Source organism: Paracoccus sp. SM22M-07 (assembly GCF_001887735.1).
GTDB lineage: Bacteria > Pseudomonadota > Alphaproteobacteria > Rhodobacterales > Rhodobacteraceae > Paracoccus.
Genome location: NZ_JPKW01000005.1, coordinates 186405 through 207402 on the forward strand (window position 1 = coordinate 186405; position 20998 = coordinate 207402).

General features: G+C 66.6%; 21 protein-coding genes. 5 read left to right on the top strand and 16 right to left on the bottom strand.

What is annotated here, in order from left to right:
- Positions 1 to 33: 33 nt before the first annotated feature.
- From IE00_RS10410 to IE00_RS19765, 11 genes are all read right to left on the bottom strand, one after another.
- Positions 34 to 708, bottom strand: coding sequence for a type 1 glutamine amidotransferase domain-containing protein (locus IE00_RS10410; protein WP_072297044.1), 675 nt, complete (start codon positions 706 to 708; stop codon positions 34 to 36).
- 28 nt (positions 709 to 736) lie between these two features.
- The gene (locus tag IE00_RS10415) at positions 737 to 1768 is read right to left on the bottom strand and encodes an NADP-dependent oxidoreductase (RefSeq protein ID WP_072297045.1); all 1032 of its coding nucleotides are present in this window, start codon (positions 1766 to 1768) and stop codon (positions 737 to 739) included.
- Between the two features lie 44 nt (positions 1769 to 1812).
- Positions 1813 to 2391 (bottom strand): TetR/AcrR family transcriptional regulator, encoded by a 579-nt coding sequence (locus tag IE00_RS10420; RefSeq protein WP_072297046.1) that lies wholly within the window; start codon positions 2389 to 2391, stop codon positions 1813 to 1815.
- A gap of 115 nt (positions 2392 to 2506) precedes the next feature.
- On the bottom strand, positions 2507 to 3745 hold the full coding sequence (gene arsJ / locus IE00_RS10425; RefSeq protein WP_139291393.1) for an organoarsenical effux MFS transporter ArsJ: 1239 nt from the start codon (positions 3743 to 3745) through the stop codon (positions 2507 to 2509).
- Positions 3742 to 4749 (bottom strand): ArsJ-associated glyceraldehyde-3-phosphate dehydrogenase, encoded by a 1008-nt coding sequence (locus IE00_RS10430; protein WP_072297048.1) that lies wholly within the window; start codon positions 4747 to 4749, stop codon positions 3742 to 3744. The genes arsJ and IE00_RS10430 overlap by 4 nt, the downstream gene beginning before the upstream one ends.
- Before the next feature lie 118 nt (positions 4750 to 4867).
- Positions 4868 to 5902, bottom strand: coding sequence for a class II fructose-bisphosphate aldolase (gene fba, locus IE00_RS10435; protein WP_072297049.1), 1035 nt, complete (start codon positions 5900 to 5902; stop codon positions 4868 to 4870).
- 6 nt (positions 5903 to 5908) lie between these two features.
- Positions 5909 to 6886 (bottom strand): class 1 fructose-bisphosphatase, encoded by a 978-nt coding sequence (locus tag IE00_RS10440; protein ID WP_072297050.1) that lies wholly within the window; start codon positions 6884 to 6886, stop codon positions 5909 to 5911.
- Between the two features lie 2 nt (positions 6887 to 6888).
- Positions 6889 to 7350 carry an RpiB/LacA/LacB family sugar-phosphate isomerase gene (locus tag IE00_RS10445; RefSeq protein ID WP_072297051.1) on the bottom strand — a complete coding sequence of 154 codons (462 nt, stop codon included), beginning with the start codon at positions 7348 to 7350 and terminating at the stop codon, positions 6889 to 6891.
- A gap of 16 nt (positions 7351 to 7366) precedes the next feature.
- Positions 7367 to 8128 carry a triose-phosphate isomerase gene (locus tag IE00_RS10450; protein ID WP_072297052.1) on the bottom strand — a complete coding sequence of 254 codons (762 nt, stop codon included), beginning with the start codon at positions 8126 to 8128 and terminating at the stop codon, positions 7367 to 7369.
- Between the two features lie 4 nt (positions 8129 to 8132).
- On the bottom strand, positions 8133 to 8897 hold the full coding sequence (locus IE00_RS10455; protein ID WP_072297053.1) for a DeoR/GlpR family DNA-binding transcription regulator: 765 nt from the start codon (positions 8895 to 8897) through the stop codon (positions 8133 to 8135).
- Positions 8894 to 9106 (bottom strand): hypothetical protein, encoded by a 213-nt coding sequence (locus IE00_RS19765; protein ID WP_139291394.1) that lies wholly within the window; start codon positions 9104 to 9106, stop codon positions 8894 to 8896. Before IE00_RS19765 ends, IE00_RS10455 begins: the two co-directional genes overlap by 4 nt.
- Here IE00_RS19765 and IE00_RS10460 point away from each other — a divergent pair.
- Positions 9095 to 10210, top strand: a complete 1116-nt coding sequence (locus tag IE00_RS10460; protein WP_072297054.1) for an alkene reductase — start codon at positions 9095 to 9097, stop codon at positions 10208 to 10210. The two genes, IE00_RS19765 and IE00_RS10460, sit on opposite strands and share 12 nt — an antisense overlap.
- A 33-nt stretch (positions 10211 to 10243) precedes the next feature.
- Here the strand turns inward: IE00_RS10460 and IE00_RS10465 are convergent, their stop codons facing one another.
- The 5 genes from IE00_RS10465 to IE00_RS10485 are packed head-to-tail and all read right to left on the bottom strand — an operon-like array spanning position 10244 to position 16393.
- Entirely contained in the window at positions 10244 to 11194 is a 951-nt protein-coding gene (locus IE00_RS10465; RefSeq protein ID WP_072297055.1) for a sugar-binding transcriptional regulator, read from the bottom strand.
- Positions 11194 to 12342 (bottom strand): iron-containing alcohol dehydrogenase, encoded by a 1149-nt coding sequence (locus IE00_RS10470; RefSeq protein ID WP_072297056.1) that lies wholly within the window; start codon positions 12340 to 12342, stop codon positions 11194 to 11196. Before IE00_RS10470 ends, IE00_RS10465 begins: the two co-directional genes overlap by 1 nt.
- Before the next feature lie 26 nt (positions 12343 to 12368).
- A complete protein-coding gene (locus IE00_RS10475) occupies positions 12369 to 13301 on the bottom strand; it encodes a TIM barrel protein (protein ID WP_072297057.1) in 933 nt (310 codons plus the stop codon).
- Between the two features lie 4 nt (positions 13302 to 13305).
- Complete coding sequence (locus IE00_RS10480; RefSeq protein WP_072297058.1) at positions 13306 to 14826, bottom strand: glycerol-3-phosphate dehydrogenase; 1521 nt, start codon at positions 14824 to 14826, stop codon at positions 13306 to 13308.
- Positions 14810 to 16393, bottom strand: coding sequence for an FGGY-family carbohydrate kinase (locus IE00_RS10485; protein ID WP_072297059.1), 1584 nt, complete (start codon positions 16391 to 16393; stop codon positions 14810 to 14812). Before IE00_RS10485 ends, IE00_RS10480 begins: the two co-directional genes overlap by 17 nt.
- Positions 16394 to 16733: 340 nt before the next feature.
- Between IE00_RS10485 and IE00_RS10490 the strand changes: the two genes are divergently transcribed.
- The 4 genes from IE00_RS10490 to IE00_RS10505 all read left to right on the top strand — a co-directional run bounded on the left by IE00_RS10490 (position 16734) and on the right by IE00_RS10505 (position 20986).
- Complete coding sequence (locus tag IE00_RS10490; protein WP_072297060.1) at positions 16734 to 17387, top strand: DUF2291 domain-containing protein; 654 nt, start codon at positions 16734 to 16736, stop codon at positions 17385 to 17387.
- Positions 17384 to 18889 carry a sugar ABC transporter ATP-binding protein gene (locus IE00_RS10495; RefSeq protein WP_072297061.1) on the top strand — a complete coding sequence of 502 codons (1506 nt, stop codon included), beginning with the start codon at positions 17384 to 17386 and terminating at the stop codon, positions 18887 to 18889. Before IE00_RS10490 ends, IE00_RS10495 begins: the two co-directional genes overlap by 4 nt.
- A 17-nt stretch (positions 18890 to 18906) precedes the next feature.
- Positions 18907 to 19944, top strand: coding sequence for an ABC transporter permease (locus IE00_RS10500; RefSeq protein WP_072297062.1), 1038 nt, complete (start codon positions 18907 to 18909; stop codon positions 19942 to 19944).
- A 94-nt stretch (positions 19945 to 20038) separates the two neighbouring features.
- Positions 20039 to 20986 (top strand): D-ribose ABC transporter substrate-binding protein, encoded by a 948-nt coding sequence (locus tag IE00_RS10505; protein WP_139291395.1) that lies wholly within the window; start codon positions 20039 to 20041, stop codon positions 20984 to 20986.
- The last annotated feature ends 12 nt before the right edge of the window (positions 20987 to 20998 follow it).

Here is a 20998-nt window from a genome sequence, read left to right on the forward strand (position 1 = left end):
CCGGGTTCCCAATCATTCCGCGTGGCCGTCCCCTCAGATCAGGGACAGCAATTTCCGGGCGGCCTCTTCCGAGGAGGCGGGGTTCTGACCCGTCACCAGCTTGCCATCGACCAGGACGAAGACGCCCCAATCCTCGCCCTTGTCATACTGGCCGCCATTGGCCTTCAGCATGTCCTCGACCAGGAAGGGAACGACCTTGGTCAGGCCGACGGCCTCTTCCTCGGTGTTGGTAAAGCCGGTGACGCGCTTGCCCTCGACCAGGGGCTTGCCATCGGCACCCTTGGTGTGGCGGAAAACGCCCGGCGCGTGGCAGACGGCCCCGACCGGCAGATCCTTGGCGGCAAAGCCCTCGATCAGGCGGCGGCTGTCGGCATCTTCGGCCAGATCCCACAGGGGGCCGTGGCCGCCGGGATAGAAGATGGCGTCGAAACCGTCGGTCTGGATGTCTGCCAGCACCCTGGTATCGGCCAGGGCGGCCTGCGCGTCATCGTCACCCTTGAAACGCTCGGTCGCCTCGGTCTGGGCGTCGGGGGCATCGCTGCTGGGGTCCAGCGGCGGCTGGCCACCCTTGGGCGAGGCCAGGACGACCTCGGCCCCCGCATCCTTGAAGACGTAATAGGGGGCGGCGAACTCCTCCAGCCAGAAGCCGGTCTTGTTGCCGGTATCGCCCAGCTTGTCGTGCGAAGTCAGAACCATGAGGATTTTCATGTCGATATCTCCTTGGGGTGATGTGGGATCAGGCGGACAGGTGGATGACGCGCTTGCCGAAGGCTTCGCCGCGCAGCAGTCCAATGAACGCGCGGGGGGCTTGTTCCAGCCCTTCGATCATTTCCTCGCGGTACTTGATCTTGCCGTCCTTGACCCAGCCGCCGACCTGCTGGGCAAACTCGGAATAAAGATGGCCGAAATCGTCGAAGACGATGAAGCCGCGCATGGTCATCCGCTTGCGCAGGATCTGGCCCATCAGGTAATTCATGCGGTCCGGGCCGTCGGGCAGCGCGGTCGCGTTATACTGGGAAATCAGCCCGCAGACCGGAATCCGGGCCGAAGGGTTCAGCAGTGGCAGCACCGCGTCGAAGACCGCGCCGCCCACGTTTTCGAAATAGATATCGATGCCGTCCGTGGCCGCGGCCTTCAGATCATCGGCAAAGCTGTCGGCCTTGTAATCGACGCAGGCGTCAAAGCCCAAGGTGTCGACCACATGGCTGCACTTGTCGGCACCACCGGCGATGCCGATCACGCGCAGGCCCAGGATCTTGCCGATCTGGCCCACCGTCGCGCCCACCGGGCCGCTGGCACCGGCGACGACCAGCGTTTCGCCCGCCTTGGGCTGGCCGATCTGGGTCAGGCCCGCCCATGCGGTCAGGCCGGGCATGCCAAGAACGCCAAGCGCCCAGGACGGGTTTTCGGGGTTCTTGCCCATGTTGATGACGCCCGTGCCGTCCGACAGGGCGTAATCCTGCCAGCCGCCAAAGGCCACGACCCAATCCCCTTCGGCAAAGCCGGCGACATCCGACGACACGACCTGCGACACGGTCCCCCCGACCATCACCTGGCCGACCTCGACCGGCGCGGCATAGGAGGGCGCATCGCTCATCCGGCCGCGCATATAGGGGTCCAGCGACAAATATTCGTTGCGTAGCAGCATCTTCCCCTTGCCGGAGGTCGGCACCTCGGCGGTTTCCAGGCGCAGCGTGTTTTCGGTCGGCTCGCCCTTAGGGCGTTCGGCCAGGATGTGGCGGCGGTTCTGGGTCTGTGATTGGGTCATGATGTCCCTTTCCCGATCGGTTGATCGAATATTGGAATGTTTTTTCAGGATTGCGGCAGCAGGGCACGGGTCCGGGTCATGGCGTCGCCCAAAGGCGCCCCGTCATGGGACAGATGCGCCATCAGGCTGGCCCCCAGCCACAGCTGGTACAGTGACGTGGCCATGGCATCCGGATCGTCCAGCGCCCGCATCGAACCGTCCCTGCCCGCGACGTCCAGCGCCCGCGACAGCTTGCCGATGATGGCGGTGACGCCGTCCTGCAGGATGGTGCGCATGTCGGGTGACAGGTCGCTGATTTCGGCGGCCAGCTTGACGATGAGGCATTTGCTCTCGGCGTCGCTGCCGCCTTGGCGGGCCTGCCAATCCGCGAAATAGGCCAGCACCTTGTCGCGTCCGGCCAAGGCGTCGTTGTCCAACGTCGCCGCAAGGTCGCATTCATAGGTCCGGACATATCGGTCCAGCAGCGCGCAGCCATATCCCTCCTTCGAGGTGAAGTAGTGATAGAACGATCCCTTGGGCACCTGCGCCTCGGCCAGCAGCTGGCCAAGACCGACGGCGGTATAGCCCCGCTGCGCCACAAGGCGGCGTCCGGTGTCCAAGATATGGGTGCGTGCGTCTGTCATGGCAGGACAGGTAATGTCGCTAGACCGATTGTCTACCCCCCTGTCGCAAATAATTATTTCCGATCCGGCACCGCACCCCGGACAGGTCGGCGCAACCGCCGGACCCTCGACTGCGTCACAGGGGTCGGCGCAGGCGCCCCGCGCACAGCCAGGATGCCAGCGCCATCAGCCCCGCCGTCGCCAGGCACAGGGCCAGCCCCCCGATCTGATAACTGAGTCCCGACAGCAACGTTCCCAGCAACCGCCCCGCCGCATTCGCCATGTAATAGAAACCGACATCCATGGTCACACGCTCGGCCTTGGAAAAGGCCAGAATCAGATAGGAATGCACGGCCGAATTCAGCGCGAAGACCACCCCGAACAGCAGCAGCCCCGCGACAAGCGATGCCGTCAGCCAGGCCGCGGGCCCATCCGACAACAGCACCAGCCCGGCCAGCAGAAAGGGGATCGGCACAAGCCGGCCGGCCCAGGTGATGGCCTTGTCGGTGATCGCCTCCAGCGGCCTGCCCCGCGCAGCCAGCAGGCGCGGAGCCGCCGCCTGGACCGCGCCATAGCCGATGATCCAGGCCGCCATGAAGGCGCCGATCAGGAAGAATGCCGCACGGCGGCCGTCCGGCGTGCCATCCGACAGCACCGACTGGAAGTAGATGGGGATGCCCACCACGAACCAGACATCGCGTGCCCCGAACAGGAACATCCGCGCCAGCGACAGCCGGTTGATCTGGGGATCGCGCGACCAGATGGCGGCCAGCTTGCTGTCCTTGCGCCCCTTGGGCAGACCCGCGGGCAGGAACAGGATGATGGCCAGCAGGATCGCCGCCAGCACCGCCGCCATCAGCCAGACGGCGGCCTGGAACCCCGCCAGCCCCAGCATCGCCGCCCCCAGAAAGAAGCCCAGCCCCTTGACCGCGTTCTTGGAGCCGGTCAGCGCGGCGACCCACCGGAACAGCGTCCCGTCGCCTTCGGGCGCCAGCACCTTCACCGCCGATTTCGACGACATCTTGGCCAGATCCTTGGCGACGCCGCTGGCCCCCTGCACCGCCATGACGAAGACGACCGAAGATCCCACGCTCCAGGCCGGGTCCAGCTGCGCCAGCGCCGCAAGGGCCGCGATCTGCACCCCCAGCCCCGCATAGAGCGTGCTGGCCAGCCCGAACCGGGCCGCGATCCAGCCCGCCGCCATATTGGTCACGATGCCCGCCACCTCATAGAGGAGGAACAGATAGGCCAGCTGCACCGGTGAAAAGCCAAGCCCGTTGAAATGCAACAGGACCAGCATCCGCAAGGCCCCATCCGACAGCATGAAGGCCCAATAGGCCGCCGTCACCGCCATATAGGCGCGCATCGCGTTCATGACACCGACACCATGCGCACGATATCGGCCAGGCGGCAGGCATAGCCCCATTCGTTGTCGTACCAGGCATAGATCTTGACCTGCGTCCCGTCGACGACCATCGTCGAGCCCGCGTCTATGATCGCCGAACGCGGATCGTTCAGGTAGTCCGACGACACCAGCGGCCGTTCCTCGTATCCCAGGATGCCCTTGAGGGGGCCGCGGGCGGCGGCGGCGAAGAGGGCGTTGACCTCGGCGGCGGTGGTGGGGCGCTCGACCTCGAAGACGCAATCGGTCAGCGAGGCGTTCAGCAGCGGCACCCGCACGGCGTGGCCGTTCAGGCGACCGGCCAGTTCGGGATAGATCAGCGTGATGGCCGTGGCCGAACCGGTCGTGGTGGGGATCAGGTTCGCCAGCGCCGACCGGGCGCGGCGGGCATCCTTGGCGGGGCGATCGACGATGGTCTGGGTGTTCGTCACGTCATGGATGGTGGTGATGGCCCCGTGACGGACGCCCAGGGCTTCGTGGATGACCTTGACCACCGGGGCCAGGCAGTTGGTCGTGCAGCTGGCCGCCGTCACCAGCCGGTGCTGCGCGGGATCGTAATCGCCGTGATTGATGCCATAGACCAGGTTCAGCGCGCCGCCATCCTTGACGGGTGCGGATACGACCACCCGCCTGACCCCCGCATCGAAATAGGGCTGCAGCGCGGCGGCGGTCTTGAAGACCCCCGTGCAGTCGATGACCACATCGATGCCCATCGCCGCCAGCGGCAGATCCTCGATCCGGGCTGCGCGGGTCAGGGCCATCTGCCGGCGATCGATGGTCAGGCTGTCGGCGGCATGGGTGATGTCGGCCCGCCAGCGGCCATGGACGCTGTCGAATTCCAGCCATGTCGCATGCTGTTCGGGCGTGCCCTGCGCATCGTTCAGCAGGACCAGGTCGCCCCCAGCCCCCGATGCCATCAGGTCGCGCAGCACCAGCTTGCCGATGCGGCCAAGTCCGTTCAGGGCGATGCGGGTCATGTCGGAACCTTTCCTGTCAAATCCATATTTCATGCATATTGGAATTGATAGGCCGGGGCAAGACATGGAAACGGGTGCGGGGACCAATTCCCCGCACCCGTCATCAAGGCGTCACAGATCAGTAACGCGCGGCCATCGCCGCCAGCGGCAGCGGCTGCAGCTTGTCGGCATTGCCGGCGGTGCCGAAGGCCTCGAAGCGGTCCTTGCAGACCTGCGCCATCATCGCCATCGCGGGCTTGAGGTATTTGCGCGGATCGAACTCGGCCGGGTCTTCGGCAAAGGTCTTGCGGATCGCGGCGGTCATCGCCAGGCGGTTGTCGGTGTCGATGTTGACCTTGCGCACGCCATGCTTGATGCCGCGCTGGATCTCCTCGACGGGCACGCCCCAGGTCGGGCGGATATCGCCGCCATAGCTGTTGATGATCTCCTGCAGGTCCTCGGGGACCGAGGACGACCCGTGCATCACCAGATGGGTGTTGGGCAGGCGGCGGTGGATCTCCTCGATCACGTTCATGGCCAGGATGTCGCCATCGGGCTTTCTCGTGAACTTGTAGGCGCCGTGGCTGGTGCCCATGGCGATGGCCAGCGCGTCGACGCCGGTATCCTGGACAAAGCGCACGGCCTCGTCGGGGTCGGTCAGCAGCTGGTCGTGGGACAGCTTTTCGGTGGCGCCGTGGCCGTCCTCCTGGTCGCCCATGCCGGTCTCCAGGCTGCCCAGGACGCCCAGTTCGCCCTCGACGGACACGCCGCAGGCATGGGCCATCTGGGTCACGCGGCGGGTGATGTCGGCGTTATAGGCGTAATCGGCGGGCGTCGTGCCATCCGCCTTCAGCGACCCGTCCATCATGACGCTGGTGAAACCGTTCTGGATCGCGGTCGCGCAGGTTTCCAGCCCGTTGCCGTGGTCCAGATGCATGCAGATCGGAATGTCGGGGAAGGCGCGCGACAGGCCGCCGATCAGGCCGGCCAGCACCAGGTCGTTGGCATAGGCGCGCGCGCCGCGGCTGGCCTGCAGGATCACGGGCGACCGGGTCGCCTGCGCCGCCTGCATGACCGACAGGCCCTGTTCCATGTTGTTGATGTTGAAGGCCGGCACGGCATAGCCATTCTCGGCTGCGTGGTCCAGAAGCTGACGCAGGGTGATCATCGCCATGTGGGCTTAGTCCTTGTTGGCTGACAGATAGGAATGGATCAGGTCGATCTCGGAACCGGTCCCGAAGAAGATGGCGGACATCTGGTGCAATTCGTCGGGCACCAGGTCCAGGATGTCGGTTTCGCCATTGGTGGCGCGCCCGCCCGCCTGTTCGGCCAGATAGGCCATGGGCACGCATTCATAGATCAGCCGCAGGCGGCCGTTTTCATATCCGGGGCGTGCATCGGCGGGATACAGGAAGACGCCGCCCTGCATCAGGATGCGGTGCATGTCGCCCACCGCCGCCGCCAGCCAACGCATGTTGACGTCGCGCCCCTGCGGGCCGTCGCGGCCCAAACGCAGGTCGGCGATCCATTTCTGCAGCGGCGCCGACCAGTGGCGTTCGTTCGAGGCATTCCAGGCAAAGGTCTTGGCCTTGGCGGGCAGGCGCAGGTTCTGGCGCGCGATGCGGAAGGCGTCCACTTCGGCATCGAAGGTGGCGACATGGACGCCCTGCCCCACCGACCAGCCGAAATCGACCGAATGCCCGAAGGACGCATAGCCCGCCGCCACGATGTCGCGGCCGCGGCGCAAAAAGCCCTCGGGGGCTGCAGGCAACACGGTGAACAGCAGGCCAAGGGGCGCGCCGATGCCGATGCTGCCCGACCCGTCGATGGGGTCGATGGCGACGTCGAAGGCGCCGTCGGGGTTCAGGGCGACGATCTGCTCGGCTTCCTCGGACAGGACCTGACGGATGCCTGCGGCGCGCAGGGCCGCGATCATGTGGTCATGGGCCGCGACGTCCAGCGCCTTCTGCTTGTCGCCGCTGTCATTCGTGCCGACGATCGCATCGGGGTCGCCATGCAGACGCCCCGCCGCCAGCCGCTGCGCCAGGGGCGGCAGGGCCTGGGCGATGGCCAGCACCACGCCTTCGGCCCCCGTGCCCGACAGCATGTCGGACAACAGGGGGCCGGTCGGCGCGCTGTCATTGGGAAGATGCAGCATGATCAGCCCTTGTTGTACTTGGCATCGACCGCGTCGATGGCGTTCACATTGCCGGCCGAACGCCCCTCGGCGTCGAAATTCATGGTTTCGGCCAGCCAGGCATCGGCGATGGCCTTGGCCAGTTCGGGCCCGATGACGCGGGCGCCCATGGTGATGATCTGCGCGTTGTTGGACAGAGCAGCGCGTTCGGCGGAATAGGTGTCATGGGTCAGGGCCGCGCGAATGCCCGGCACCTTGTTGGCCGAGATGCAGACCCCGATCCCCGTGCCGCAGACCAGAATGGCGCGGTCATAGGTGCCGTCCAGCACGCCCGACGCCACGCGGTCCGACAGGTCCGCATAAAAGGCGTCCGCCCCCGCATCGGTGCGGCTGACCTGGGACACCTCGTGCTTGTCCTTCAGATGTTCGGCCAGGATCAGGGCCAGTCCCTCGCCCGCGCTGTCGCCTGCAATTGCCAGTTTCATCCTGTTTCCCCTTTTCTCAAACGGTTGCGGCGCAGCGCGCCAGAATATCCAGGTAACCTTCGACCGCCCAGGCCGACCGGCCGATGAACAGCCCGTCGATATGCGGGCAGGCGATCAGTTCCTGGCAATTGTCGGGATTGACCGAGCCGCCATAGAGACAAGGCACCCGTCGCCCCAGCACATCCTGCGCGGTGGCGATGATTTCGGCCTGGCGGGCATCGGCGTAATCCGAGGTGGCGGGAATCCCGTTTTCCCCGATCGCCCAGACCGGCTCATAGGCCAGCAGGATCGTCGCGGACTTCTGGTCGTCCGACAGCCGCCCCAGGGCGCCGCGCACCTGCGCCGACAGCACCTCGGTCGCGCGGCCCGCCTGGCGTTCCTCGAGCGTCTCGCCGATGCAGATCAGCGGGATCAGCCCGTGACGGACGGCCGCCTCGACCTTCAGGCCGACGGTCCGGTCCGTTTCGCCGAAATGTTCGCGCCGTTCGCTGTGGCCCAGCTCGACGATGTCCAGCCCGCAATCGGTCAGCATGGGGGCGCTGATCTCTCCGGTCCAGGCGCCCTGGTCGGCCCAGTGCATGTTCTGGGCGCCAACCTTGACGCTGGTTTCCGACAGGATCTGCGCGACCTCGCGGCAGGCGGTGAAGGGCGGGATCACAAAGCGCTGGATGCGCGGGTCGCGGTCCGCGTCCGCCGCGGCAAGGGCGGTGGCGAATTCGCGCGCCTCGGCCAGGGTCTTGTTCATCTTCCAGCTGGTGCCGATCCAGAAATCCGTCATGTCCTCAGTCCTTGGCAATGGTCAGGCCGATGCCCGCGCGGTCCAGATGCACCAGGGCATCGGATGCGGGCATGGCATCGGTGATGATCGTGTCGAAATCGGTCAGGCGGGCCAGCGATTGCAGCGCAGACCGGCCAAACCGCTGATGGTTGACCAGCAGGACCCGGCGGTCCGCAACCGCCATCATCGCCCGCTTGGTCCGCACGGCGTTGTCGTCCATGTGGAACGCCTGCAGTCCCAGCACCGCGGGGGCCGAGATGAAGGCGATATCGGCGCGCAGCCGCGACAGCGAATCCTCGGTCACCATGCCGAAGAAGCCGTTGAACTTGGGGCTGAAGACGCCGCCAAGCGCGATCAGCGTGATCCGCGGCGCCCCCTTCAGGCGGTCGATCACGGCGGCATTGTTGGTGATGACCGTCAGCGGCCCCTTCTCCACCAGGCTGCCACCCAGCAGCGCCGCCATCGAACCGTCATTGACCATCACGGTCATGCCCGGTTCCACCAGCTCCAGCGCGGCACGGGACATGCGGGCCTTGGCCTCGGCGTCCTGGGTCTCGCGGATGCGGAAATCGCTTTCGAACTGGGTGCCCGCGTCGATGGTCGCCCCGCCGCGCACCTTCCGCAGCAGCCCCGCCTGATCCAGATCATCCAGGTCGCGATGGATCGTCATCTTGGACACGGCAAAGCGTTCGGCCAGGTCATCCAGGTCCACGGCGCGCGTTTCCACCAGCAGATCCATGATCGCCTGTCTGCGTTCGTCGCGTTTCAAAAGCCGAATCCTCCGGAAGCCGTCGGATGCTTCATAACATCAAGATTGGGACTATCAATGACCCAAAATGTTATTTTGTGATTTAAAAATGTTACAAAAGCCGCATGGGCGGGCATCTGCCCGTTCTTCGGGCTGGAACCTTCGACCACGGCTGTCGTTACGAAGCCGACAATCCAATCGATATCGAAGGATGACACATGCCCGCTCACGACCCTCTTTTCGAACCGCTGGCCATCGGCGACATCAACGCCGCGAACCGCATTCTGATGGCCCCGCTGACCCGGTCGCGGTCGACGCCGGACGAATTGGCACAGACCGACCTGCACGCCACCTATTACAGCCAGCGCGCCGGTGCCGGGCTGATCGTCAGCGAAGCCACGCAGATCAGCACCGAAGGCCAGGGCTATGCCTGGACCCCCGGCATCTATTCCGAGGCGCAGGTCGAAAGCTGGAAGAAGGTCACCGACGCGGTCCATGCCAAGGGCGGCAAGATCGTCTGCCAGCTGTGGCATGTGGGTGCCATCAGCCACAACGTCTTCCATGACGGCGCGGCGCCCGTCTCGGCCAGCGAATGGACCCCCAAGGGCGAGGCTTTCGTGGGCGACCTGCTGCCCGACGGCCCGACCGTGCCCCACCCCCAGGCCCGCGCGCTGGAAACGGATGAGATCCCGCGCCTGCTGAACGATTACCGCCACGCCTCGGAATGCGCCCGTCGCGCGGGCTTTGACGGGGTCGAGGTCCATGGCGCGAACGGATACCTGATCGACCAGTTCCTGCGGTCGTCGGTGAACAAGCGCACCGACGCCTATGGCGGCTCGGTCGAAAACCGCATCCGCCTGCTGGTCGAGGCCGTCGATGCCGCCGCCGAAGCCTGGGGTCCGGGCCAGGTCGGCGTCCGCCTGTCGCCCCAGGGCGGCCCCGGCGGCAGCCATGACGACGATCCCGAAACGCTCTACACCGCCGCCGCCGAGGCGCTGTCGGGCAAGGGTCTGGCCTATCTGCACGTCATCCGCCCGAACAACCATACCGGCGACGGCAAGGGCAAGGATCAGGCCGCCGACCTGATGACCAAGATGAAGGCGGCCTTTGGCGGGGTCTTCATCGCCAATGGCGAATTCAGCGCCGCCGAGGCCGAGGAATGGGTCAAGAACGGCAAGGCCGACGCCATCACCTTTGGCCGCGACTTCATCGCCAACCCGGACCTGCCCGCCCGCATCGCGCAGGACGGTCCCTATAACGAACCCGATCCCGACACCTTCTATGGTGGCAGCGCCAAGGGTTACACCGACTATCCGACGCTGGATCAGTCCTGATTTTCGGCGCGTCCGGTCCCGGCCGGGCGCGCTTCACTCCACCAGATGGCGGGCCGTCGCCTCGTCCGTGATCAGCCCGGTCAGGCGGCCGCTGTTCAGGACGGCGCGGATGGCCCGCACCTTTTCCGCCCCCCCCGCGATGACGACGATGCCGTCATTGCCGGTGCCCGACAGATCGACCGACAGGGTGCGCGCGCTCAGCGTCGTTTCCAGCACGCTGCCGCTTTCGTCGAAGAAATGTCCCATCATCTCGCCGATGGCGCCGCCCGCATGGATCTCGGCGATCTCATGCGGCTCGATCATGCCCGATGCGACAAGCTGCGCGCCCGCGGTAACCGTGCCCATCCCCACCAGCTTCAGCGTCGCGCGGCTGGACAGGTCGAAGATCTCGCGCACGCCGGGCTGGGCCAGCAGGATCGCGCGGTCGCTTTCGGAATTGGCAAAGAACGGCACCGGCAGCACATAGGCGCTGGAGCCGGTCTTTTCGGCCAGGCTGTGCATCACGTCATGCGGGTTGGCGGCATAGTTGCGGGTCAAGCCACCCAGCAATGACACGAAATCGACGCCCTTCGCCTCGAACCGCGGCAGTTGGGCGACGGCCGCCGAGAGGGTCCGGCCATGGCCCAGCCCGATGACGGGATGGTCGCCGCGTTCGATCTCGCGCCGCAGGAACGCGGCACCGGCAAGACCCAGGGCGCGAAAGGGGATCCCCTCCTCGCCCAGATCGGGGGCCACCTCGCAATGGGCCAGGCCAAAGCGGGAGCAAAGCTGGTCCTCCAGCTGGACGCATTCGACGATCTCGCCATCGATGCTGACCTTGACCACGCCGTCGGCCACCGCGCGCGCGATCAGGCGATGCGCCTTGACGCCCGGCACGCCAAGCCGCTTGGCCACCGCCGCCTGCGTCAGCCCGCCCGCGTAATGCAGCCAGGCCGCGCGGATCGCCAGGCTCTGATCGGGGTCCGAGGGGTCGCGCCGCGCCATCAGCCCGCCGCCCGCATGATCGCGCCCAAGGCGTCCGCATCCAGCATCGCCGGGTTCGCCTTCATCGACGACGAACTGGCGGCCGCCGTCGCCGCCTGCGCCATGGCATCGGCACCCACGCCCTGCGCCGTCAAACCGGGCAGCCCGGCATCGCGCGCCCAATCCGCCAGCAGGTCTGCGGCGCGATCGACATCGGCATCCGCTTCGCCAAAGGCCGCGCCGATCCACGCCCCCACCTGATCCAGACGGGCGGCCAGTCCATCGTCCCGGACCGCACGGCGATTGGCCCGCAGCACATGCGGCAGCAGCGCCCCGCAGATCGCGCCATGCGTCGCGCCCGTCAGCCCGCCAAGCGGTCCCGCCAGCCCGTGAACCGCGCCCAGGCCCGCATTCGCCAGCGCCAGCCCGCCCGACAGGCTGACCCATGCCATGTCATCGCGGGCGGCGGGGTCTTCGGCCTGCATCAAACGCATCAGGGCCGCCAGACCGCGCGGGATGGCGTCGCGGCAGAGCGCATCGGTCAGCGGATTGGCGCGGGTGCAGACAAAGGGCTCGATCACCTGCGTGATGGCGTCCAGCCCGGATGCCAGCGTCACCGCGCGCGGGCATCCATCCGTCAGCGCCGGATCGACGATGGCCAGGCGGGGCAGCATCATGGGGTCGCGCAGGCTGACCTTGCGGGCGTGTTCGGGCACACCGATGACGGCGTTGCGCGTCACCTCGGCCCCGGTGCCGGCGGTGGTGGGCATGGCGATGAAGGGCAAGGGCGGGCGGTCCAGAGGTAGGCCCCGGCCCACGACCTCCAGGTGATCCAGCATGGGACGGGTGGCAGGCACCAGCGCCGCGATGGCCTTGCCCGCATCGATGACCGCGCCGCCGCCGATGGCGATCATCACCTGCGCGGTCCGGGCCGCATCGACCCCGGCCTGGACCAGCGCCATGTCGGGTTCGCGGCCCACGGCGAAACCCGTGACGCGGCATCCCTTCGCGCAAAGGGCATCGGCCAGCCAGGCGCTGCGCGCCGCATCGCGTCCATGGACCAGCAGGACATCCCGACCCAGTGCCGCCGCGCGACCTGCCGCATGGGCCGCCTGCCCCCGTCCGAACAGGATTTCCGTGGCGGTGGCAAAGGCGAAGGGCTGGGGCATCGACGGGTCCTGTGGTGAAAAGGCTCTCAGATATTCAGCTTATCGGCGCCGGTGTCGATATGCGGCGCCCAGAATGCGACGCTTTCGGCGATCTGGGCGATCACCTGCCGGTCATTGGGGTCGCGTTCCTTGAAGCTCAGCTCCAGGCAGATCTCGTTGTCGACCGCGCCGCCCTGGTCGAAGGCGCGCAGCAGGGCCGCAGGCTGGATGCGGCCCCGGGCGTTGAATTCGGCGGTGAAGGGCCGGTGGCCGCCCTTGTCCATCAGCGACTGCTTGATATGGATGATGGGGCTGACCCGCGGCACGGCGCGCGCCCAGGCATAGGGGTCGAAATCGTCGGGATTGTCGCTGGTGACATCGCCATGATCGATATCGGCCATCATCCACATCGGGATCGCCATGCCGCGATCGGTGATGCGGTCCTGCAGGGCCATGGCGCTGGCGATGGTGTCGCCGAATTCGCGGCCCACGCTCATGGGTTCCCAGAACAGATAGTCCAGGCCTGCCGCCCTGGCATGTTCGGCAACCTCGGCCCAGCAATCCAGCGCGATGCGGATCAGATCCTCGCGCCGCGCGGCATCGTCGAAATCGCGATAGGTCATGATGGCGAATTGCGTGCCCATGCTGGTGCCGCCCAGATCGGCGGTGATGTCGGCAAAGGTCTTGAACCAATCGACGTAATATCGCCGCACATCGGCATCGGGATGGCCGAAATGGTTCAGCCGCCCGTAAGGGCCGGTCATGCCGCTGGTCACCCGCACCCCGGTCCGGTCCAGCGCGGCCCGCATCTGCCGGGTCAGGCGGCGGATCAGCGGCGCGGGCCAGGATGGGTTGATGAATTCATGCGTTAGTTGCAGATCGCGGATGCGCAGGTCGCGCGCCACGGTGTCGATCAGGTCATCGGCTTCGGCAAAGCGGTTGACCAGCGGATTGGTGTTCAGCGACAGCGTCAGCGCCATGGCGTCAGTCCCCCTTCCGGGCCAGATCGGATGCCGCGAACCAGTCCTTGAACGCCGCCTGCTGGTCGGGCGTCAGGTGCAGGTAATGCTTGGTGCGGCGGGTCAGGATGTCTTCGGGCGTTTGCGCCCATTCATGGGCGACCAGGTATCGCGCCTCGGCTTCGTACAGATTCCCGCCGAAATGGGTGCCCAGATCGGCCAGGCTGGTCGCCCCCGCCACGACATCGCGGGTGCGCGTGCCGTAAAGGCGGCCATAGTGGTGGACCAGGACGCGCGGCATCCACGGGTTCAGTTCGCGCAGCAGGTTGGCATAGCTTTCGTAATCGGCATTGGCCATGTCCCCGCCGGGCAGGGGCGCGGTTTCGGTCCAGTCGCCGCCCATGTCGGGAAAGATGTCGCGCAGCTTGTGCATGCCGCGTTCGGCCAGTTCGCGGAAGGTGGTGATCTTGCCGCCGAACACGTTCAGGATCGGCGCGCCGCCCGTCTGGTCCAGGTCGAACACGTAATCGCGGGTGACGGCGGACGGGTTGCCCTGCCCATCGTCGAACAGCGGCCGCACGCCCGAAAAGCTGTGCAGCACGTCATCGGGGCGCAGCTTTTCCTTGAAGTACCGGTTCACGGCGGCCAGCAGATAGTCGATCTCGGACGCGTCGGCGGTCACGTCCTCGGCGCGACCGTCATAGGCGATGTCGGTCGTGCCGATCAGCGCCTTGTCGCCTTCGTATGGGTTGATGAAGATCACCCGCTTGTCGTGGTTCTGGACCAGATAGGCATGGCTGCCCGCCCACCATTTCGGCACGATGATATGGCTGCCCTTGACCAGCCGCACGTTGCGGGCCGAATTCGACCCCGCGACACGGGTGATGAAATCGCTGACCCAGGGGCCCGCGCAATTGACCAGGCAGCGGGCGCGGAAGCTGCGGGTTTCGCCGCTGGCGGCATCGGTGGTGGTGACGGTCCATGCGCCATCCTCGCGGCGGACCTGGGTGACGGCGGTGCGGGTCAGCACAGTCGCGCCCTTTTCGGCGGCACCCACCGCGTTCAGCACCACCAGACGCGCGTCATCGACCCAGCAGTCGCTGTATTCGAAACCCTTGTGATAACTGTCCAGCAAGGGTGCGCCTTCGGGTGCGCGGCGCAGATCCAGCGTGCGGGTGCCGGGCAATTTCCTGCGCCCGCCCAGATTGTCGTACAGGAACAGCCCCAGCCGGACCAGCCAGGCGGGGCGGTCATCGGGGCTGTGGGGCAGCACGAAGCGCATCGGCCAGATGATGTGCGGGGCGGCGGCCAGCAGGACCTCGCGCTCGATCAGGGCCTCGCGGACCAGGCGGAATTCGTAATATTCCAGATAGCGCAGCCCGCCATGGACCAGCTTGCCCGACCGTGACGACGTTCCCTGCGCCAGGTCGTCCTTTTCGCACAGGACCACAGACAGGCCGCGGCCCGCGGCATCGCGCGCGACGCCGGCCCCGTTGATGCCGCCGCCGATCACAAAAAGATCGATCATGTCACTGGTGCTGGTCATCGGAAACTCCTGTCTGGGCCGCGCGGTTGGCGGCAAGGGCGGTCCATGTCGGCGGCAGCGCCGCACGGGCGGCGGCAAAGGCCGGGAACAGCCGGTCATAGGTTTGCGCCAGGGCCGGATCGGGGGCCTCGGGCGCATCGAGCAGCGGCGTGACCCATTCGGCGATGCAGGCATCCATGTCGGGATAGGCGCCGATGGCGACGGCGGCCATCATCGCGGCCCCGGCGGCGCCCGCCTCGTCGCGTTGGGACACGCGCACCGGGGCGTTCAGAGAGGCCGAGAGGATCGCGCGCAGGCTGGCCGAGCGCGAGGCTCCGCCCGTCAGCCGCAGTTCGGACGGCAACGGCCCCATCGCCGCATAGCAGTCGCGCATGGCCATCCCCAGCCCTTCGGCCACGGCCCGCACCAGGTCCGGATACCGATGCCCTGCCGACAGCCCGACGAAGCCCGCCCGCGCATCGGCGCTGACGAAGGGCCCGCGTTCCCCGGCATCGGAAATATAGGGGTGGTACAGGATCTGTCCCGGCTGCGACCGCGCCAGCCAGCCCTCCAGATGGGCGACCAGGTCGCGGTGGCTGACCGATTGCCCCAGGTCCGACATGATCCCCGCCGCGACGGACAGCACCCAGTCCAGGTTCAGCGTCGCGGCCATGTTGGTCTGGACCTGCGTGACGACACCCGGGATCGGCAGGCAGATGACATAGCCGGTGCCCTGATCGTTCAGGACCACCTGCCCCGCATCGACCGCGCGCAGATGCACCCCGGTCGAGCCGACCGTCGAACAGGCCACATCGCCCGCCCCGCCCCGCACGCCGGCGCCCAGCGCCGTCATCACCATGTCCACATAGCCCAGCGACACCGGCGTCCCTGCCAGCAGGCCGGTGCGGCGCGCGGCCTCGGCCGTCAGCGGGTGGGTGACCTGCGTGCCGTCGATGATCGGCGGCAGCAAATGGCGGCGGCGTTCCAGCCCCAGCGCCGCGATGACGTCATCGTCATAGGCGCGGGTACGGAAATTGCCGAAGGTGAAGCTGGCCTCGGACGGGTCGGTGGCGCGGATGCCGGTCAGGTTCAGGTAAAGCCAGTCCTTGCAATGCAGCGCGACCTGGGCGCGGTCCAGCAGGTCGGGTGCGTGGGCATCCATATGCGCCATCTGTGCGCCCTGCTGGCAGGTGTTCAGGCCGGTGCCCGTCGCCTTGAACCGTCGGCGGTTCATCGGGCCGGCGGCAAGGCGGTCGACGGTGGGCGCGGCGCGGGCATCCAGCCACAGCCACGCATCCCCCACCGGGCCGTCCTGCCCGACCAGCCAGGTGCCATCCCCCTGCGCCGTCACCGACAGCGCGGCCGTGCGGCGCGCCAGGTCGGGAATGCGGTCGCCCAGGCCGCGCAGGGCGGTCGCGCAATCATCCCATGTGCGCCCCATCGCCTGCGTCGCGGACCCGCCCTGCCCCGTCAGATAGGTGTTGGGAACCGACGACGCGCCAAGCTGGCGCCCCGCCAAGTCGAAGGCCACGGCCTTGATGACCGAGGTTCCCGCGTCGATTCCGACAAGGATGTCAGGCCCGGACATGGGACCCGGCGATGCTGCTGATGGTGGTCATAATCACTCTCCCTCCGCGGGGACGGGTTCGGACCTGTCGGCGCGGCTTGCCCCAGTCTTATAGGAATGCCATCTTTCACGAAACGTATTTTTTTACGGACAGCGTAATTTTTTTCATATAAGGTCCCAGTCATCCTGTGCCAAAAGCCACGGTGACAGGATGGAATCGCCGGGTCACCCTGACCCCGCAACAGCAAACCACCGGAGGGGAGGCCGGTCGCATGCATTCATCGCCACAGATCCGTCCACGCCCCCGCCAGGGCCGCACAGCGTTCCGCGGCCGCTTTCTTGATCAGACCGGGGCCATGACATGACCAGCACATCCACCGCACCCAAGGCGCCCGCCGCCCCGCGCCGCGGCCTTTACCTGTCGCTGGCGCTTGGCGTCGCCGTTCTGGCGGCCATCGCGCTGGACACGACCGTCGTGCAGGTCGGGTTCGAGGCCGACGCCCGCCAGCAGGCCTTTTCCGCCGATACCTATGGCACCACAGAATTCCCGCGCATCCAGTCCGTCGTCCAGCAACGCGCGGTCGATGCGGTGACGCTGGCCCAGGCCATCGCCGCCGACAAGGATGCGGCCATCGCCGAATACGGCACCCCCGCATCCACCGGCGCGATCATGATGGTCACCGTCACCGGCGTGGCGGGCGAACCGCGCGCAGGCGTCTATCCCCTAAGCGTCGAAGGCCTATCCGAAGACCAGAAGGTCCGCGTCCAGACCGGCCCAGCCATCAACGGCACCGATCTGCGCGACGCACCGGGCGACATCGCCTTCGGCGGCTTCAAGAACCAGATCGAATATCAGGACGCGGGCGCGGGCATCAACCGTGCCATGGCAGCCCAGGTGCTGGAACCCGTCGACACCGCGAACCTGACCGGCAAGACCGTCACCGTCACCGGTGCCTTCCGCCTGATCAACCCCGCCAACTGGCTGATCACCCCCGTCGCGCTGGAGGTCCAATGACCGAGGAAACGGTTCTGGCCGCCCGCAACGTCGCCAAGTCCTATGGCCAGGTCCATGCCCTGAAGGGCGTGAACTTCGACATCAGCCGGGGTCAGGTGACGACGCTGTTCGGGGAAAACGGCGCCGGGAAATCGACGCTGATGAAGATCCTGTCGGGCGTCATCCAGCCCACATCCGGGGAGATCGTGCTGGACGGCCAGCCGGTCAGCTTTGCCAATGCCAACGATGCGCGCGACCGCGGCATTTCCATCATCCACCAGGAATTGTCGCTGGCCCCCAACCTGTCGGTGCGCGACAACATCTTCATGGGCCGCGAGATCAAGGGCCCGACCGGCGTCAATTTCGCCGAAGAAGATCGCCAGGTCCGCGCCCTGATGGCCGAGCTGGAGGAGGAGATCGACCCCTCCACGCCGGTCGAGGAACTGCGCCTTGGCCAGCAGCAGATCGTGGAAATCGCCCGCGCCCTGTCGGTGGACAGCCGCATCCTGATCATGGACGAACCGACCAGCGCGCTGTCGGCCACCGAGGTCGAGGTGCTGTTCAAGGTCATCCGCGACCTGACCGCCAAGGGCGTCAGCATCGTCTATATCTCGCACCACCTGGAAGAGGCGCTGACCATCACCGATCATGCGGTCGTGCTGCGCGACGGCACCATGACCGCCTATGCCCCCCGCGCCGAAATCGACCTGGAATGGATCGTGCGCAACATGGTCGGCGAGAATTACGACCTGGGCAGCCCGCCCGACAGCGACAAGGGCGAGGTCGCCCTGTCGATCCGCGACCTGTCGGTCCCCGACCCCGCGGGCTTTGACCTGGTGGACCAGCTGTCACTGGATATCCGCGCCGGAGAGATCGTCTGCATCTATGGCCTGATGGGCGCGGGCCGGACCGAGCTGCTGGAAACGGTGGCGGGTCGGCTGAAGGCGTCCGGTGGCCAGGTGGTGCTGGAAGGTCAGGAAATCTCTCATCTGTCCATCGCGGAACGCATCGCCCGCGGCCTGGCCCTGGTCCCCGAGGACCGCCAGCGCGACGGCTTGGTCCAGACCATGACCGTGGGCCAGAACCTGTCCCTGGCATCCATCGCGCGGTTCACGCGCGGGCTGTTCACCAGCAGCCGCGACGAACGCAAGCTGGTCGATGACAGCATCCGTCAGGTGACGGTCAAGACATCGGGCGGCAATGCCGGCATCGGGTCGCTGTCGGGCGGCAACCAGCAGAAGGTCGTCATCGGCAAGATGCTGGCCACCCGGCCGCGCGTCATCATGCTGGACGAACCCTCGCGCGGCATCGACATCGGCGCCAAGGCCGAGGTCTTTCGCCTGCTGGCCGAGGGCGCGAAAAGCGGCCTGGCCGTGATCTATTCGACATCCGAGGTCAGCGAATGCCTGTCCATCGCGCATCGGATCATCGTCATGCACAAGGGCCGCATCACGGCCGAATTCGACAGCAGCGTCTCGAAGGAAAAGATCATGGCCGCCTCGGGCGAGTCCGTGGCTGCCTGAGCGCGAGGGAGGAAACCATGTCCGCAACCACCACCGCCACCCCCGCGAAAGGCCGCCAGATGAATATCGGCCGCCTGCTGCTGGAGGGCCGCGCCTTCTTCGCGCTGATCGCCATCATCGTGGTCTTTTCGCTGATGTCGCCCAACTATTTCTCGGTCGGAAACTTCCTGATCATGTCCAGCCAGGTGGCCATCTATGGCATCCTGTCCATCGGCATGCTGCTGGTGATCCTGAACGGCGGAATCGACCTGTCGGTGGGGTCGATCCTGGCGCTGTCGGGGGTCGTGGCGGGCGCCATGATGCAAGGCGTCGAACTGGACAGCCTGGGGGTCATCCTCTATCCGCCGGTCTGGGCGGTGGTGGTGCTGACCTTGTGCGTGGGCGCCGCCGTGGGCGCGGTCAACGGCGTGCTGATCGCCGTCTTCAAGGTCCCGCCCTTCGTCGCCACGCTTGGCGTCATGTATGTCGCCCGCGGCGTCGCGCTCTTGATGACGAACGGCCTGACCTACAACAACCTTCGCGGGTCCGAAGCCCTGGGAAACACGGGCTTCAACTGGCTGGGCTTCAACCGGCTGGCGGGCATCCCCATCTCGGTCATCGTGCTGGGCACCATCGCCATCCTGGCGGGGCTGATGCTGGGCCGGTCGGCCTTCGGGCGCTGGCTTTACGCATCGGGCGGCAACGAACGCGCCGCAGAACTGTCGGGCGTCCCCGTCAAGCGGGTCAAGATCACCGTCTATATGGTGTCGGGCATGCTGGCGGCCGTCGCGGGGCTGGTCCTGGCATCGCAGCTGACATCGGCCGGTCCCACGGCGGGCACGACCTATGAGCTGACCGCCATCGCCGCGGTCGTCATCGGCGGCGCGGCCCTGACCGGCGGGCGCGGCAATGTGCGCGGCACGATGCTGGGCGCCTTCGTCATCGGCTTCCTGTCGGCAGGCCTGGTGATCATCGGCGTCAGTTCCTATTGGCAGACGGTCTTTACCGGCGCGGTCATCGTGCTGGCCGTCCTGATGAACTCGCTTCAATACGGCAGCGGCGCCCGCAAGGGCTGACCCCCGTCCCCCTTCCCCGCCCGCAGAGGAGACATGCGGGCGGAAAGATCGCCACTCACGGCAAACAGTGTTTTTTACAGGGAGAGTAGAGATGATGAAGATGACACGCCGCATGCTGATGGCCGCCGTGGCCACGGTGCCGCTGATGGCCGGATCGGCCTGGGCCGAAGGGCTGATCACCGTGATCGTGAACGATCCGGCCAACCCCTATTGGTTCACCGAGGGCGAGGTCGCCAAGGCCACCGCCGAGGAGCTGGGCTATACCGCCAACGTGGCCGCCCATCGCGGCGACACCAACACCGAAAGCACGCTGATCGACACCGCCATCACCAACAAGTCGGTGGCGATCGTGCTGGACCCGGCCAATGCCGACGGTTCGGTCGGTGCCGTCCAGAAGGCCGTCGACGCGGGCATCCCCGTCTTCCTGGTCAATGCCGAAATCAACCAGGAAGGTCTGGCCAAGGCGCAGCTGGTGTCGAACAACGCCCAAGGCGCGGCCCTTGGCGCGCAGGCCTGGGTCGAGGCGATGGGCGAGGATGGCGGCACCTATGTCGAACTGTTCGGCGCGCCTTCGGACAACAACGCCCAGACCCGGTCCAACGGCTTCGAGACCGTGCTGAGCCAGTATCCCGAATTCGAGAAGGTCGGCCAGGAAGTCGCCAACTGGGACCGCACCCAAGGTTATCAGCGCATGCAGTCGCTGCTGCAGGCGAACCCGGACATGAACGGCGTGATCTCGGGGAATGACGAAATGGCCTTGGGCGCCATCGCCGCCCTGAAAGAGGCCGGCAAGCTGGACGGCGTCATCGTGGGCGGTTTCGACGGATCGCCCGATGCGGTCGACGCCGTCAAGGCGGGTGAAATGGCCTATACCGTCCTGCAGCCCGTCGCCATCTTCGCCGAAGAGGCCGTGCGCCAGGCCGACAACTTCATCAAGACCGGCGAAACCGGCGTCGATGTCGAAAAGCAGCTGTTCGATTGCCTGCTGATCACCGCCGACAATGTCGACAGCTACAGCGCGCCCTTCGTTCTGGACCAGTGACACCGCATCGGG